Consider the following 13646-nt stretch of genomic DNA (forward strand, 5'->3'; position numbering starts at 1 on the left):
GCGAATACGGGGTCACCCGTCAAAGCTGTGAATGACCAAGTTGCATCTTGATTATTTGGCGCCATCGCGCAAGATTATTCTCGCGTTTTGATTTGGACGATTATTTTCAACCGGGGAGTTCGTTATGGGTTTCATCAAATTTACCAAGGGCACCTCGTTGAGTGACAAGGACCGCAAGGCCCTGCAGAAGTTGCTCGGCGCCGAGAAGAAGAAGCTGCAGTCCGCGCTGAAGGACGTCGACGCCAGCATTTCGATGCTGGGCGGCTCCAAGAAGTCCAAGAAGAAGAAGACGTAAGACTCGTCGGCCGGGACGCCGCACGAATCTTCAGGCTTCAGTTTTCGGGCTTCAGTTTTCAGATTTGGCCGCTCGCGTGTCGAGTTGGGGTCTCGCACAAGCTTGCGCCCGTAAACCGGCCAGCAATCGACAAGGATTCGCCGGAGTGGACCGCTAGAAGCGGTCCGCTCAGTTGATTCTTGCTCAGTTGATTCTTCCGTCATGGCAGGGGATTTGGCCCCGGCCTGACGCCATGGGCCCAATTGATGGCAGACGACAGAATTGAACTGTTTGTCGGACTGATCGAGACTTTTGACGCGCCGGATGCGGTTGATACGTGCCGGCGCCTGCTCTCGGTCGACGAACGGGTACGAGCCGACCGCTTCGTGTTCGAGCGGCACCAGCGACAGTATATTTTCGCGCACGCGATGTTGCGCCTTGCGCTCTCCCACGTCGCACCTGAGGTCGCACCGACCGACTGGTCATTTGCGGCCGGGCGTTACGGGCGGCCGTTTGTCGCATCGCCCAAGACCTCGAGCACGCTGCATTTCAGCCTGTCGCACGCCGACGGCTGCGTCGCCTGCGTCGTGTCAGGGCATGAGACCGTCGGCGTCGACGTCGAGACCGTGTCGCGTCGGGTGGCGCCGCTGTCGACCGCGCTTCGGTTCTTCGCGCCGGAAGAGGTCGAAGCGCTGCGCGGGCTGCCGGAGCCCGCCGCGACCGAGCGCTTCTTCGACTACTGGACGCTGAAAGAAGCCTATCTGAAGGCCAGAGGTTTCGGCCTCAATTTGCCGCTCGACGCCTTCGCCATGCAGGTATCGCGCGAGGCCATCGAGATCAGCTTCAAGCCCGATATCGCCGACGATCCGCAAGGGTGGCGATTCCAGCTGATCTCGCCGTCGCCCTCGCATCGTCTCGCGATCGCCGACGGCTCCCGCGCCAGCGGCGGCCTTCCCATCACGCGCAATGCGTGGCCGCTGCAGGAGGCAGCTGAATGACGCCGCGGCTGCGTGTCTTTCCCGCGATTTCGCGCAACCGCGACCCCAAGAAATATGTCGGTGAGTTGATGCGAGTGGCGCAGTTCGCCGACCGCAACGGCTTCGAAGGCATCCTGCTGTTCGAAGGCAACGACGTGTTCGTCGAGCCTTGGGCGATGGCCCAGCACATCATCAGCGAGACGACGAGGTCCTCGCCGCTGATCGCGGTCAATCCGGTCTACATGCACCCGTTCACGGCGGCAAAATTCGTCTCGTCCTTTGCGCAGCTCCACCGCCGCAAGGTCTATCTCAACATGATCACGGGGACGGCGGTCAGCGATTTGCAGGGGCTCGGCGACGAGCAGTCGCATGCCGACCGCTATGTCCGGCTCGGCGAATTCATTGCGCTGATGCGCCAGCTGCTGGCAAGCCCGCGGCCGGCCACTTTCGAGGGCCGGTTCTACCGTGCAAGCAACCTGCAACTGCGACCACGCCTGCCGCCGGAGCTGATGCCGGAATTTCTCGTCGCAGGTCAGTCCGAGCCGGCACAGCGCGTCGCAAAGGAGACCGGCTGCATCAAGATGCAGATGCTGCCGCCCGATCTCGACCGCGGCCTCGATGCGCCCGGCATGAATTTTGGAATTTTCGCCCGCGAGGGACGCGACGAGGCACGGCAAGCGGCAAAGGCGCGTTTCCGCGATAATGCCGACGATCGCGAGCTGCTCGTGCTCACCGTGGAGAACAGCGATTCCGTGTGGAAACGGCGCCTCTACGAAGGCCAGAGCGGCGAGCTCGCGGACAATGGCTATTGGCTGCTGCCGTTCCTGACCTTCCAGGCCGACTGCCCCTACCTCGTCGGCAGCTACGCGGAGATCGGCGCGAAGCTGAAGGAGTTTGCCGCGAAGGGGCTGACCACGATCATGCTCGACATGGTCGCAGACGAGACCGAGATGCAGCACGTCTGCAAGGCGCTCGCGGCAAGCGGGATGTTTTGAGATCGAATTATCAAGGAAGTGCCTCTTCTCCCTCTCCCCGTTCTTACGGGGAGAGGGTCGGGGTGAGGGGCTCTCTCTGCGGGCGAGATATGCCTGAGACCTGTACCCCCTCACCCGGAATTTGCTCGCGCAAATTCCGACCTCTCCCCGCAAGCGGGGAGAGGTAAACTTCATCGCGCCTCTTCGAATCCGGCCAGCACGGAAGTCAGGTTCGCGCCGAGGATATCCGAGAGATAGCCGCCCTCCTGCACGAACACGGTCGGCAGGCCCAACTTCGCGATGGCCTGGCCGATGCGGCGGAAGCCGCGCGTGGTGACGGCGAGACCCTTCAGCGGATCGTGCTCGGAGGCGTCGAGGCCGAGCGCGATGACGAGGGCGCCAGGCGCAAAGGACTCGATCGCCTTGCGTGCGACGTCCATCGCCTGGATGTAGCCGTCATCTCCGGTGCCGATCGCCAGGGGAATGTTGAGATTTGTGCCGAGGCCGGGACCTTCGCCGCGCTCATGTGCGTAGCCCCACACGTAAGGATAATACGCGACGGGATCGGCATGAATCGAGACCGTGTAGACGTCCGGCCGCGCGTAAAAGATGCCTTGCGTGCCGTTGCCGTGATGGACATCGACATCGAGGATCACGACACGCTCGTGCTTCTGCCGCAGATGCGCCGCCGCGATCGCGCTGTTGTTGAGGAAGCAGAAGCCGCCGGCCATGTCGCGATAGGCGTGATGGCCGGGCGGCCGACAGAGCGCATAGGTCGCATCCTCGCCGTCCATCACCATCTGTGCCGCGGTGACCGCAACATCCGTCGCAGCGCAGGCCGCGGCCCAGGTGCCCGGGCCGATCGGCGCCGCGGTGTCGGCGGTGTGCCAGCCGAGCTTGCCGGTGATATGGGTGGGATAAGTCGCGGCATGGCGCACCGGATGGATGTTGCCGATCATCTCCGGACCGGAATCGCCGAGCGCGGTCCAGGCGTCCCAGGCCTCGCTCAGGAACGACAGATATTCCGGACTGTGGATGCGCGCACGCGGCCCCTGCCCGAATGTGGTTGGCTCGACCAGTTGGTGCTTGCCGTCCTTGAGCCCTTTGAGCAGGCGGTCGGCACGTTCGGGCTGCTCGGTGGTACGCTTGATGACACCGCGAACCAGGAAGAATTGCGGATCGTGGCTGCGATGCAGCTCGGTATGGACGGCTTTCACTCGAACACTCCGTGGTCGCTTTGAGGGTGTCACAGATGTCTAAATCCCCGCGGCGGCGAGATGCAAGCAAGAAGAATGCCGCTCCTGTCACACCGCCCTGCGCCTGAAGCAGATCGCTCGTGAAGCTCAGCAGCGCCCGCGCTGAAGGCAGTGCTCGCGGCCCTGCTGGTCGGTGCGGAACGACTCGACGAAGCCGCCCTGACGCTGGGTGACGAAGATCGTCTTGCCGTCGTGGCCGCCGAAAGCGAGGTTGGTCGGCTCCTTGGCCCTCAGCGCGATCTCCCGCTCGACCGCGCCATTGGCCTTCATCAACGTGATGGTGCCCTTGAGGATGCGCGCGACATAGAGGCGGCCAGCCATGTCGGTGCGCAGGCCATCGACGCTGTCGGGCTGAAACGCCTTGACGAGTTTTGGACTGGTGAGCTCGTTGCCGCCGATCGTGTAGGACCAGATCTGGCCGCTGCTGGATTCCCCGACATAGAGCGTCTTGTCATCGGGGCTGAGATCGATACCGTTGGTGGTGCCCATCGCGCGCGGCGCCGACATGAGCTGTCCCTGCACCGTTCCGTCGGCTGCCTTCGCGATGCGCCAGATGTGGCCTTCGCGACCTTTCCAGTTCGGATCACTCGCGTAGATCGTGCCGTCGCGGGCGATGGTGATGTCGTTGGGCTGGTTCATCTCGTCGGAGTGAAACCAGATGGCGGGCTCGGTCGATCCCTTCGGGATCGCGAAGATGTTGTGCTTCTTGTAGTCGGCAATGAACATGGTGCCGTCGCGCGCGAAGCGGATGGCATTGCCGACGCTGCCCTCGGGCAGCGCCGTGAAGGGCTCGGACGCCGCGCCGCCGACAGGCAGCTTGCCGATGGTGCCGGGCTTGCCGAAATTGACGACGAAGAGATTGCCGTCGAGATCGGCGGCCGGCCCTTCGATGCCAAACGTGTATTCGCCTGATCGCGTCACCTGCACGCTTTCGAACAGTTTTGTTTCCGCTCGTGCCGGTGCCGTCGCAAGGACGAGAACAACGCTACTGCACAGGCACCAGAAATTCCTGCCGGATGTAATAGCCATCGTCGTCGCTGCACTCGCCATTCAGATAGGGATCGGCCGGCCGGAAGAAGCGGCTGAAGCCGGGTTTGTCTACAGCGTTCCTTTGTGTCACGACGACGACCTTGGCAGCCGGTATTTCGCCGCATTCCTTGTTGGTTTTGCCAAAGAACTTGCGCTGCGGCGGGCCGGACTTGATCCGCATCCGGATGCCTGGAACCATTTTTGACACCAGCAGATCCGCCGTGTCGAGCAGGCGCGTGTAACCAGGCTCGGCCTTCGGCAGGCCTTCGCCACCCGGCGGCATCAGCTTCTCCGCGCCTAACCCACGAAGCCGCGTGCGCAACTTTCCGGAGTCGGGATCACCAGGATAGATCCAGCCATCCTGCGACAGCATGAAGCGAAGCACCGTCGCGTCCTTCTGAGCGTCAGATTGGCCCGGCTTCAAGCCGAAATCCGAGTGACAGCCGAAGCAATGTTTTTCGACGAGGCCCTTGCGCAAATTGGTGAGCCGGACGCTGTTCTGAGCATCCCGAGCAACGAAGGCCGCGAGCTGGTCGATCAGCGCCTGGCTCCGCACGTCGCAGGGCAACGGCGGCGGCGCATCGCCCACGGCGCGGTCGATCCGGATCACGGTCTGGTTCTTGTCCTCGACCAACCAGATTGCGCCGTCCTCCGCGACCGTCATGCCGACGGGCGCACCTTGCGGCCGCGCGCCGTTGACGCGGTGCCAGCCTGCGACCAGCTCCTCGAACGGCGCGGCCGCGACGTCGCCACCCTCGGTCTGAAAGCTGTGGGTCGGATCGGCCGCGCAGCTGACATGATAAGACACCGGCGCCGGGGCGGGCTTCGGGAAGCCGTGGTCGTCGACGTCATAGACGATGACGCGGCTGCCGGTCGGGCGATAGCCATGCAGGCCGACCAGCAGCTTGCCCTCGAGCTCCGGAAATTTCGCGCCGTGATAATAGAGCATCGCGAGCGGCGCGCCGTGCGGCGGCAGCAGCGAGAACGGCGCCTTGTAGAGAGCGTTGGCGGTGCACAGCGATTTGTAGATCCCCGACTGCAATACGATCCTGAATTCGGGACTCGGCGTCGACAAATCGTAGCAATAAGGCCAACCGTAATGCCTGCCCTGCTCGATGGCGTTGATCTCCTCGTTCGGCTTGAAAATGTCAGGCAGGTCGCGGCCGTTCTCGCCTTGCAGGAAGGCATAGCCCGCATCGGGAAAGTTCGGGTGCAGCGCCAGCGCCATCGAGTTGCGCAGGCCGCGCGCATAGACGCCGTGCGGCGGGTCGGGTTCGCCAGGCTTCAACGCCGGGAAGATACCGCCCGGGGGCGGCGTGAACAGCCAGATCGACGCCATCGCGGAAGCACCCTCGGCCGCCGCGCAAGGTCGCGTGATCGGCGCCGGCGTGATGCAGTCGTCGCTGTGCGAGCCGATGTTGACGAACAGCCGGCCGTTCCTGTCGAACACAAACTGCTTGAGCGGGTGCGCGCTCTCCTCGAGCCTGGTGCCGTCGGGCAATGTGATCCGGCGGCCCGGCATGTGACGGACGATGGTCTCGACCGTGTCGCGCGGGTTGTCGGCGAGCGGATCGAACCGAAAGATCGTCTCCGCGCTCGAGGCGTAGAGCTTCTTGTCCGGACCGATCACGAGACCGAACGGATATTCGATTGCAGTCAGCAGCTCCCTGAACCGCTGTCCCTGGGGCGCACGCGGGTCGAGCAACAGCAGCCGGCCATCGGTATGGCCCCAGCCCGCCATGTCAGCGACCACGAACAGGTCACGACCGGGCACCTGGATGATCGCGCGCGGGAATTTCAGCCGATCTTCCTCGCTGGCGACGAGGCCAGCACAAAATCCCGCCTTCATGTCGATCTGGATTTTGGGAAAAGCTAGATCGGCACTGCCGCAGGTCTCCGTGCCGATCGCATAGCCGCTCTTGCGGACCGGTTCTGATGAGCCTACCGAGGGGAGGGTCAGGAGCACCACCAAGGCGCCCGCGCATGCGCGCAGGCTTCGGCTTTCACGCCAAAATGTGAGGTGGTTCACGGCGCCTCCCGGACTTTCCGTCCAGGGTTGTTCCATGCCGCGGGAACGCCGTCCAGTTGATCAACACCCCCTTGTGATCAAACCAGCAGGGGGCTTGGCGCCGACCAATCTCCGTAGATTCCCTTACCGGGCTCGACCCGAATGTTTCGCGAAGGCTTGGAATGGTATCGGTTTGCCGTCCCAATCGCTCCCAATAGGAGACGCATATGGTCCAGGTCTATTTTCACTGCTCCAATACCGAGGGCACGCTGATCGATCGCAGCGGCACAGCCGTGACCAACCTGACCGAGGCGCGCGACCGTGCCGCCCAGATCATGAACGCGATGATCCTGACGCCCGGCGCTGAGGATTGGCGCGACTGGGTGATCCATGTCAGCGGCTCCGACGGCGAGGAGATCTTCGACCTCCCCTTCACTGCCATGCTCGGCAAGCCGCACTGAGGTGATGCCATGTTGCTCGCGTCACTGACCCTGCTCCGCCAGCCCCTGAGCTTCGTCGCCGGCAAATGGCAGACGCTGATCCGGATCGCGGGCAATCCCTACCGGCCCGAGCTCCACTACATGCGCGGGCCTGGCCCGAAATGGCACGCCAAGTATCAGGCCAGCCGGCTGGATCGCGCGCGCTGAGCCCTGCGGCTTCCGCTTCCCACTAATCGGTCTCTCAACTCATGATGCCCGGGCATAGCCGTCCGAAGGACGGCGTCGCTTCCGCTCGCCTATGCCCCGGGCATTGACGCGTTGGCGCCTCCCCCGCCTGCTTCACACCAGCCATGTCGCGCCTCCCTTTCGATATTCTCGGTGGGGACGATGTGCCATTGTCCGCGCACTCCGCCGATTGCGGAGCTCAGCGCAACGAAGCCAAACCGAAGACAGCACAGACATCATCATGCCGCACCAGTTCAGCCACGCCCAAACCGTCCGCAAGCCCGCCATCACAACCAAAGGCGGCATCGTCGCCGCGCAGTCGCGGCGGGCGGCCGAAGTGGGGGCGCAAGTGCTGGCGGCGGGCGGCGACTGCGTGGATGCGATCGTCGCCACCACCTTCGCGCTCAACGTGCTGGAGCCCTGGAACAGCGGCATGGGCGGCGGCGGCGCGATGGTGCTCTACCGTGCCGCGGAAAATCGCTACGAAGTGATCGACTACGGCATGTGCGCGCCGCAAAACCTGCGCGCCGCCGACTATCCGCTCAGCGGCGAAGGCGCGGCTTCCGATCTGTTCCCCTGGCAGCGGGTGAAGGACGACCGCAACATCCACGGCCCCGGCGCGATCGCCGTGCCCGGCGTCGTCGCCGGCATGGAGGAGGCGCATCGCCGTCACGCGAAGTTGCCCTGGAAGGATCTGGTCGCGCCGGCAGCGGCCCTCGCCGGCGAAGGCCTGCTGGTTGACTGGTGGACCACGCTGACGATCGCGGCATCGGCGGCCGATCTTCGGCGCTATCCCGCGAGCGCGACAACGTTCCTGAAGGACGGCCTGCCGCCAAGCGCGCCATGGGGCATCAAGTCCGAGACGCGACTGCCGCTGGACACGCTGAAGGCGACGCTGTCGCACCTTGCCGACGCCGGTCCGCGCGATTTCTACCATGGCGATCTCGCCAGAAGCATCGCATCCGATATCAAGGCCGACGGCGGCGCGCTGTCGGTGGAGGACCTCGTCGCGTTCCGAGCTCATCTGCGCGAGCCGCTGGCGATCCCCTATCGCGGCGGCAAGGTGTTTGCGACGCCGGAGCTCACGGCCGGACCGACCATGGCGCATGCGCTGCGCCTGTTGCAGCAGAACCTTAAGCCGGGAAGCGCGCCAGACGCGGCCGCCTATGCCGAATATGCGCTCGCCCTGCAATCGGCTTATCGCGAGCGGCTCAAGGATATGGGCGATGCCGACGGCAAGCGCTCGCTCGGCGCGGACTATCTGGCGCCCGCCTGCACCACGCACTTCTCCGTGGTCGACCGCCACGGCAACATCGCGGCGGTGACGCAGACGTTGCTGTCATCCTTCGGCTCGAAATACGTCACGCCGCACACCGGCATCGCCATGAACAACGGCATCATGTGGTTCGACCCGACGCCGGGCACCACCAACTCGCTCGCCCCAGGCAAGCGCTGTCTCACCAACTACACGCCTGTCATCGCCGAGACCGCGGACGGCAAGCGGCTCGCGGTCGGCGCCTCCGGCGGTCGCCGCATCCTGCCGTCGGTGATGCAGATCGTGTCGTTTGCGATGGATTTTGGCATGGATCTCGATGCCGCGATCCACCAGCCGCGCATCGATGCCAGCGAAGGCGCGATCGTGATCGGCGATACCAGGTTGCCAGCGGAAGTCCGCAAGGCACTCGCCGCGCGCTTCGACTATGAGGAGACGCAGGTACAGGCCGTGCCGATGAAGTTCGCCTTCCCGAGCGTAGTGATGCGCCAGGGCGACACGAATTCCGGCGCGGTCGAGATTTTTCATCCTTGGGCCGATGCGGTGGCGGAAGCCTAAGGCTTAACGAAAACCGATTGAGCCGCGAGCACCGCTGCACCTCTTCCGCTTGCGGGAGAGGTCGACGCGCGCCGGGCGATGCAAAGCATCGTCCCGAGCGCGGCGGGTGAGGGCTCTCTCCTCTTGGGGATTCCCTGTATGGAAACACCCTCTCCCCAGCCCTCTCCCGCAAGCGGGAGAGGGAGCGCATCTGCGCCGCGACAACAGTAAATCTAATCGCGCCGTTAGATCCCGAGCCGGTCGCGCACCCGGCCTGCGATCACTGCCGTCGTCACGCCCACCGGCCAGAATGCGTGCATCGGGATCGGCTTGATGCCGGTGACGGGCATGTCGAGCTCGGCCTTGGCGCCTCCGATCAGACGTCGGGCCAGCTGCGCGCCCATTGCGGTCGAGAGCGCGACGCCGCGGCCGTTGCAGCCGAGCGAGATCAGGATGTTGTCCGCGGGCTCGTGCACATGCGGGTAATGATCCCCAGTGATCGCGAGCCGGCTGTTCCAGCCATGGGTCCAGGCAACGCCCTTGAGCTGCGGCCACAGCCGCTCGGCGTATCGCATGAGATAGGCGACGTCGCGCGGCGAATTGATCCAGCGCATCGGACCGCGCCCCCCCATCAAGAGGCGGTTCTGCTGATCGATGCGGTAATAGACGGTGATGTGGCCGCTCTCGTAAAGGACGGGACGGGTCGGCATGATCGAACGGGCCACGTCGTCAGAAAGCGGGGCCGTGGCGGCGATCGAGGAAAACACCGGGACGATGGTGCGGCGAAGCGCCGGCCAGAGATCGTCCGTAAAACCGTTGGTCGCGAGCAGCACTTTGTCGGCATGCACCACCGCGCGCGGCGTCTCGATGCGCCAGCGGCTGCCCTCGCGGCGTAGCGACAGCGCCGGTGTCTCGCCGTGCACCTTTGCGCCCGCGGAGATCGCGGCGCGCGCGAGACCGCGGGCATAACTGAGCGGATGCAGATCGCCGCCGCGGGTATCCAGCATGGCGCCGACGTAGCGATCGGTGCCGGTCATCGCGCGCAGCTGCTCGCGGTTCAGGTACGACACCGGCATGCCGCGGGCGGTGCATTGCCGCGCGGTTGTCTCGATCGCGGCGGCGCTGGCCTGGTTATAGGCCGCGCGCAGCGTGCCGTTCTGCCGCGCCTCGCACGGGATCTGGTAGCGGCGGATCAAATCGTGGGTGAAGTTCGTCGTGCCGTAGGAGAAGTCGATCATGCGGCGGCCGAGCTCAGTGCCAAAATCGGCTTGGATCTGATCGGGGTCGTGCTTCAGTCCCGGATTGGTGTGGCCGCCATTATTGCCGGATGCGCCCCAGCCCGGCTCCTGCGCCTCCAGCACCAGTGCCTCCACGCCCTGCTCGGCCAGATGCAACGCCGTGGACAGACCGGTGTAGCCGCCGCCGACGATGGCGACCGAGACCGTCTTGTCGATTTCGAGCGGCGGCGTGGCCACCGGCGCGACGGCGGTGTCGGCATAGAGGGACGGCGGCAGAGGCAGGCGCGTGGTCATGGCAAGGACCGGTCAGAGCGGATGCAGCACGCGGCGCAAAAAATCCTGCGTCCGCGCATGCTGCGGTTGATTGAGCACCGATTTCGCCGGTCCCTGCTCGACGATGACACCGCCGTCGATGAACAGCACGCGGTCGGCGACGTCGCGGGCAAAGCCCATCTCGTGCGTAACGACGACCATGGTCATGCCGTCGTCAGCAAGCTTGCGCATCACGCCGAGAACGTCGCCGACCAGTTCAGGATCGAGCGCCGAGGTCGGTTCGTCGAACAGGATGGCCTTGGGCTGCATCGCCAGCGCCCGCGCGATCGCGACGCGTTGCTGCTGGCCGCCGGAGAGCTGCGGCGGATGTTCGTTGGCTTTCTCGGCAAGGCCCACCTGGGCGAGCAGCGCGCGGCCACGCTCGAATGCGGCAGCGCGCGGCTCCTTCTTCACATAGAGCGGACCTTCGACCACGTTCTCCAGCACCGTTCGGTGCGGAAACAAATTGAAGCGCTGGAACACCATCGAGACCTGGGTGCGGACTTGCACGATCGACGGCGCGTCGCGGTCGACCTTCAATCCCTCGACGCTGATCTCGCCGCGGTCGTAGCTTTCGAGACCGTTGATACAGCGCAAGATGGTGGACTTGCCGGAGCCGGAGGGCCCGACGATGCAGACCACCTCGCCCTTCTGCACGGAGGCCGTGATGCCCTTGAGCACCTCGTTTTCGCCAAAGCTCTTGTGGACGTCGGTCAGCTCGATCATTTCTTGCCGGCCCGCTTCTCGAAGTGACGGACCAGCAGGATCAGCGGAATGCTCATGGTCAGGTACATCAGCGCGACCAGCGTGAACACGTTGGTGTTCTTGAAGGTCGAGGACGCGATCAGCTTGCCTTGCAGCGCGAGCTCGGCGACCGTGATGGTCGAGGCCTGCGAGGAATCCTTCAGCATCATGATCATGACGTTGCCGTAGGGCGGCAGCACGATGCGCACCGCCTGCGGAAGCACGACGCGGCGCATGGTCAGCCACCAGCCCATGCCGATCGATTGCGCCGCCTCGATCTGCCCCTTGTCGATGGCCTCGATGCCGGCGCGGAAATTTTCCGCCTGATAGGCCGAGTAGGCGATGCCGAGCCCGAGGATCGCAGCCTGCAACGCGGAGAGCGTGACGCCGAGATCGGGCATCACGAAGTAGAGGTAGAACAACAGCACGATGATCGGAATGCCGCGGATCACATTGATCAGGCTGGCGCTGAGCAGCGACAGGACGCCGATGCCGGAGACCCGCATCATCGCCCAGACGAGGCCAAGCACCGTCGACAGCAGCAGCGAGCCGATGGTGACGACGATCGTCAGCACGACGCCGCTCATCAGGATCGGGAAGAATTCCGCCGCGTCGTGCCAGAAGCCTTTCATCGATCAGCCTTCATCGATTGACCTCTCGCGATCAACCCTGGGCCTTCAGGCCCCATTTATCGAGGATCTTCTCGATGGTGCCGTTGGCCTTCAGCTTGGCGAGCGAGGCGTTGATCTTGCCGAGCAGCGCGCTCTCGCCCTTGCGGACGCCGATGCCGACCGAGCCGACAGTAGCAGGCTTGTAGCTGTCGACGAGCCGCACCTCGGGGAAGCCGCCCTGCTTCAGATTGTAGGCGAGGATCGGATAATCGGCATAACCGGCCTTGAGGCGGCCGGTGTTCACGTCGCGCAGGATGTCGGGAATGGTATCGTAGGCCTTGACGTCGGCGAACAGGCCGGACTTCTTCAGCGCATCGACGAAGGCGGTGCCGACCTGGGCGCCGACCGTCTCGCCTTTCAGATCGTCCTGCGTGGCGTAGGCCTTGGTATCGCCCTTTGGAACCACGAGGCCTTCCCCGTAAGTGTAGATCGGATCGGAGAAGTCGACGACCTCCTTGCGCGGCGCGGTAATGAACATCGCTGCCGCGATGATGTCGATCTTGCTGGAGGTCAGCGACGGGATCAGCGCCGAGAACGCCATCGGCTCGATCTGCACGTTGAGGCCGGCATCCTTGCCGATCTCGGTGATGAGATCGACCATGATGCCCTGGATGGTGTTGGTCTTGGTGTCGAGGAAGGTGAAGGGAATGCCTGTCGGCGTCGAACCAACCTTCAGCACCTGCTGCGCCGAAGCCGGCGCTGCTGCGGCAATCGCGAGTGCCGCGACCGCGGCCTGGACAAAACGCTTCAACGCCATCGCATTCCCCTTTGGGCTCGGCCGATGGCGGCGCTCGCAGATGTCGTGATCGCAGACATTGCGGGCCGAGCCGTTTCGGCCTATTTTCACCAATATGAAAATTTGGTCACACTTTCGCGGGTCATGCAAGCGGTTTTCATGAACATGAAGGAAGCGGTTTGACGTGAGCGGTGGCAAAAGAATGCGCAGACCGGCCGCCGCAAAGCCGGTGAAGAAGGTGCAGATAAAGGCGAAGGCGAAAGCCAACGCCAACACCAAGGCTATCGCCAAAGCCGCCGAGCCCGCGATGGACGTCGCGGTCGGCCGCCGTATCCGCGATCTCAGGCGCATCAGGCAATTCTCGCTCGAGACGGTCGCTTCGCGCACGGATCTGTCGATCGGCTTCCTCAGCCAGATCGAGCGCGGCCTGTCGTCGCCGTCGCTGCGTGTGCTGGCCACGCTCGCCGACGTGCTCGGCGTCGGCATCGCCGCGCTGTTCGGCGCGAGCCCGAACGCCGACGGCACATCCGACCAAGTCGTCACGCGCGGGCTTCAGCGGCCCGAGCTGAAGCTCTGGCGCACCGGCGTGTCGAAGCAATTGTTGAGCCCCGCCAGCGCCGACAACCGGCTCAACCTGTTCCTGGTGCATCTGGAGCCCGGCGGCTCCACCGGTGACGAGCTCTACACCCATGACGGCGAGGAAGCCGGCCTCGTGCTCGAAGGCGAGATGATGCTGACGGTGGACAGCGAGACATGGTCGCTGAAGAGGGGCGACAGTTTTCGGTTTGCAAGCCGGCGGCCGCACCGGTTTTCCAATCCGGCCAATGACGCGAAGGCCGTGGTGCTGTGGGTGAATTGCGTGACGGGGACGGGGTAGCGCAGCCGTCATTGCGAGCGAAGCGAAGCAATCCAGACTCTCACCGCGGAGACACTCTGGATTGCTTCGTCGCTT

General features: G+C 64.3%; 15 protein-coding genes. 8 read left to right on the forward strand and 7 right to left on the reverse strand.

Translation table 11 applies throughout. The features are described 5' to 3' along the window. Positions 1-124 precede the first annotated feature (124 nt). From ABIB91_RS27475 to ABIB91_RS27485, 3 genes are all read left to right on the forward strand, one after another. Entirely contained in the window at positions 125-295 is a 171-nt protein-coding gene (locus ABIB91_RS27475) for a hypothetical protein (protein WP_162847227.1), read from the forward strand. Positions 296-540: 245 nt separating this feature from the next. Beyond that, positions 541-1272: a 4'-phosphopantetheinyl transferase family protein gene (locus ABIB91_RS27480; RefSeq protein WP_007600598.1), complete on the forward strand. Its 732-nt coding sequence runs from the start codon at positions 541-543 to the stop codon at positions 1270-1272. Further along, positions 1269-2246, forward strand: a complete 978-nt coding sequence (locus ABIB91_RS27485) for an LLM class flavin-dependent oxidoreductase (RefSeq protein WP_354168935.1) — start codon at positions 1269-1271, stop codon at positions 2244-2246. Before ABIB91_RS27480 ends, ABIB91_RS27485 begins: the two co-directional genes overlap by 4 nt. 170 nt (positions 2247-2416) lie before the next feature. Here the strand turns inward: ABIB91_RS27485 and ABIB91_RS27490 are convergent, their stop codons facing one another. From ABIB91_RS27490 to ABIB91_RS27500, 3 genes are all read right to left on the reverse strand, one after another. Beyond that, positions 2417-3442, reverse strand: a complete 1026-nt coding sequence (locus ABIB91_RS27490; protein WP_354168938.1) for a histone deacetylase family protein — start codon at positions 3440-3442, stop codon at positions 2417-2419. Between the two features lie 126 nt (positions 3443-3568). Continuing rightward, the gene (locus tag ABIB91_RS27495; protein WP_354168941.1) at positions 3569-4510 is read right to left on the reverse strand and encodes an SMP-30/gluconolactonase/LRE family protein; all 942 of its coding nucleotides are present in this window, start codon (positions 4508-4510) and stop codon (positions 3569-3571) included. Further along, a complete protein-coding gene (locus ABIB91_RS27500) occupies positions 4467-6539 on the reverse strand; it encodes a PQQ-dependent sugar dehydrogenase (RefSeq protein ID WP_354168944.1) in 2073 nt (690 codons plus the stop codon). Before ABIB91_RS27500 ends, ABIB91_RS27495 begins: the two co-directional genes overlap by 44 nt. A 206-nt stretch (positions 6540-6745) precedes the next feature. Between ABIB91_RS27500 and ABIB91_RS27505 the strand changes: the two genes are divergently transcribed. The 3 genes from ABIB91_RS27505 to ABIB91_RS27515 all read left to right on the forward strand — a co-directional run bounded on the left by ABIB91_RS27505 (position 6746) and on the right by ABIB91_RS27515 (position 9014). Then, positions 6746-6979 carry a DUF6894 family protein gene (locus tag ABIB91_RS27505; protein WP_007600593.1) on the forward strand — a complete coding sequence of 78 codons (234 nt, stop codon included), beginning with the start codon at positions 6746-6748 and terminating at the stop codon, positions 6977-6979. A 9-nt stretch (positions 6980-6988) separates the two neighbouring features. Further along, positions 6989-7165 (forward strand): hypothetical protein, encoded by a 177-nt coding sequence (locus ABIB91_RS27510; protein WP_219685338.1) that lies wholly within the window; start codon positions 6989-6991, stop codon positions 7163-7165. A gap of 259 nt (positions 7166-7424) precedes the next feature. After that, positions 7425-9014 carry a gamma-glutamyltransferase family protein gene (locus tag ABIB91_RS27515; protein WP_354168949.1) on the forward strand — a complete coding sequence of 530 codons (1590 nt, stop codon included), beginning with the start codon at positions 7425-7427 and terminating at the stop codon, positions 9012-9014. 224 nt (positions 9015-9238) lie between these two features. Here ABIB91_RS27515 and ABIB91_RS27520 read toward each other — a convergent pair whose 3' ends face one another. Genes ABIB91_RS27520 through ABIB91_RS27535 form a run of 4 tightly spaced genes read right to left on the reverse strand, consistent with a single transcriptional unit; the run spans position 9239 to position 12715 of the window. Further along, positions 9239-10525: an NAD(P)/FAD-dependent oxidoreductase gene (locus tag ABIB91_RS27520; protein WP_354168952.1), complete on the reverse strand. Its 1287-nt coding sequence runs from the start codon at positions 10523-10525 to the stop codon at positions 9239-9241. A gap of 12 nt (positions 10526-10537) precedes the next feature. Continuing rightward, complete coding sequence (locus tag ABIB91_RS27525; RefSeq protein WP_027568180.1) at positions 10538-11269, reverse strand: amino acid ABC transporter ATP-binding protein; 732 nt, start codon at positions 11267-11269, stop codon at positions 10538-10540. Next, the gene (locus ABIB91_RS27530; RefSeq protein ID WP_354168956.1) at positions 11266-11919 is read right to left on the reverse strand and encodes an amino acid ABC transporter permease; all 654 of its coding nucleotides are present in this window, start codon (positions 11917-11919) and stop codon (positions 11266-11268) included. The genes ABIB91_RS27525 and ABIB91_RS27530 overlap by 4 nt, the downstream gene beginning before the upstream one ends. A gap of 31 nt (positions 11920-11950) precedes the next feature. Continuing rightward, entirely contained in the window at positions 11951-12715 is a 765-nt protein-coding gene (locus ABIB91_RS27535; protein ID WP_007600582.1) for an ABC transporter substrate-binding protein, read from the reverse strand. A 24-nt stretch (positions 12716-12739) separates the two neighbouring features. On the opposite strand from ABIB91_RS27535, the gene ABIB91_RS27540 reads away from it, so the two are divergent. Both ABIB91_RS27540 and ABIB91_RS27545 read left to right on the forward strand, forming a co-directional pair. Beyond that, a complete protein-coding gene (locus ABIB91_RS27540) occupies positions 12740-12877 on the forward strand; it encodes a hypothetical protein (RefSeq protein WP_354168960.1) in 138 nt (45 codons plus the stop codon). Positions 12878-12896: 19 nt separating this feature from the next. Further along, a complete protein-coding gene (locus tag ABIB91_RS27545; protein WP_354168962.1) occupies positions 12897-13571 on the forward strand; it encodes a helix-turn-helix domain-containing protein in 675 nt (224 codons plus the stop codon). Positions 13572-13646: the final 75 nt, after the last annotated feature.

The organism is Bradyrhizobium sp. JR4.3, assembly GCF_040547695.1.
Lineage (GTDB): Bacteria > Pseudomonadota > Alphaproteobacteria > Rhizobiales > Xanthobacteraceae > Bradyrhizobium > Bradyrhizobium canariense.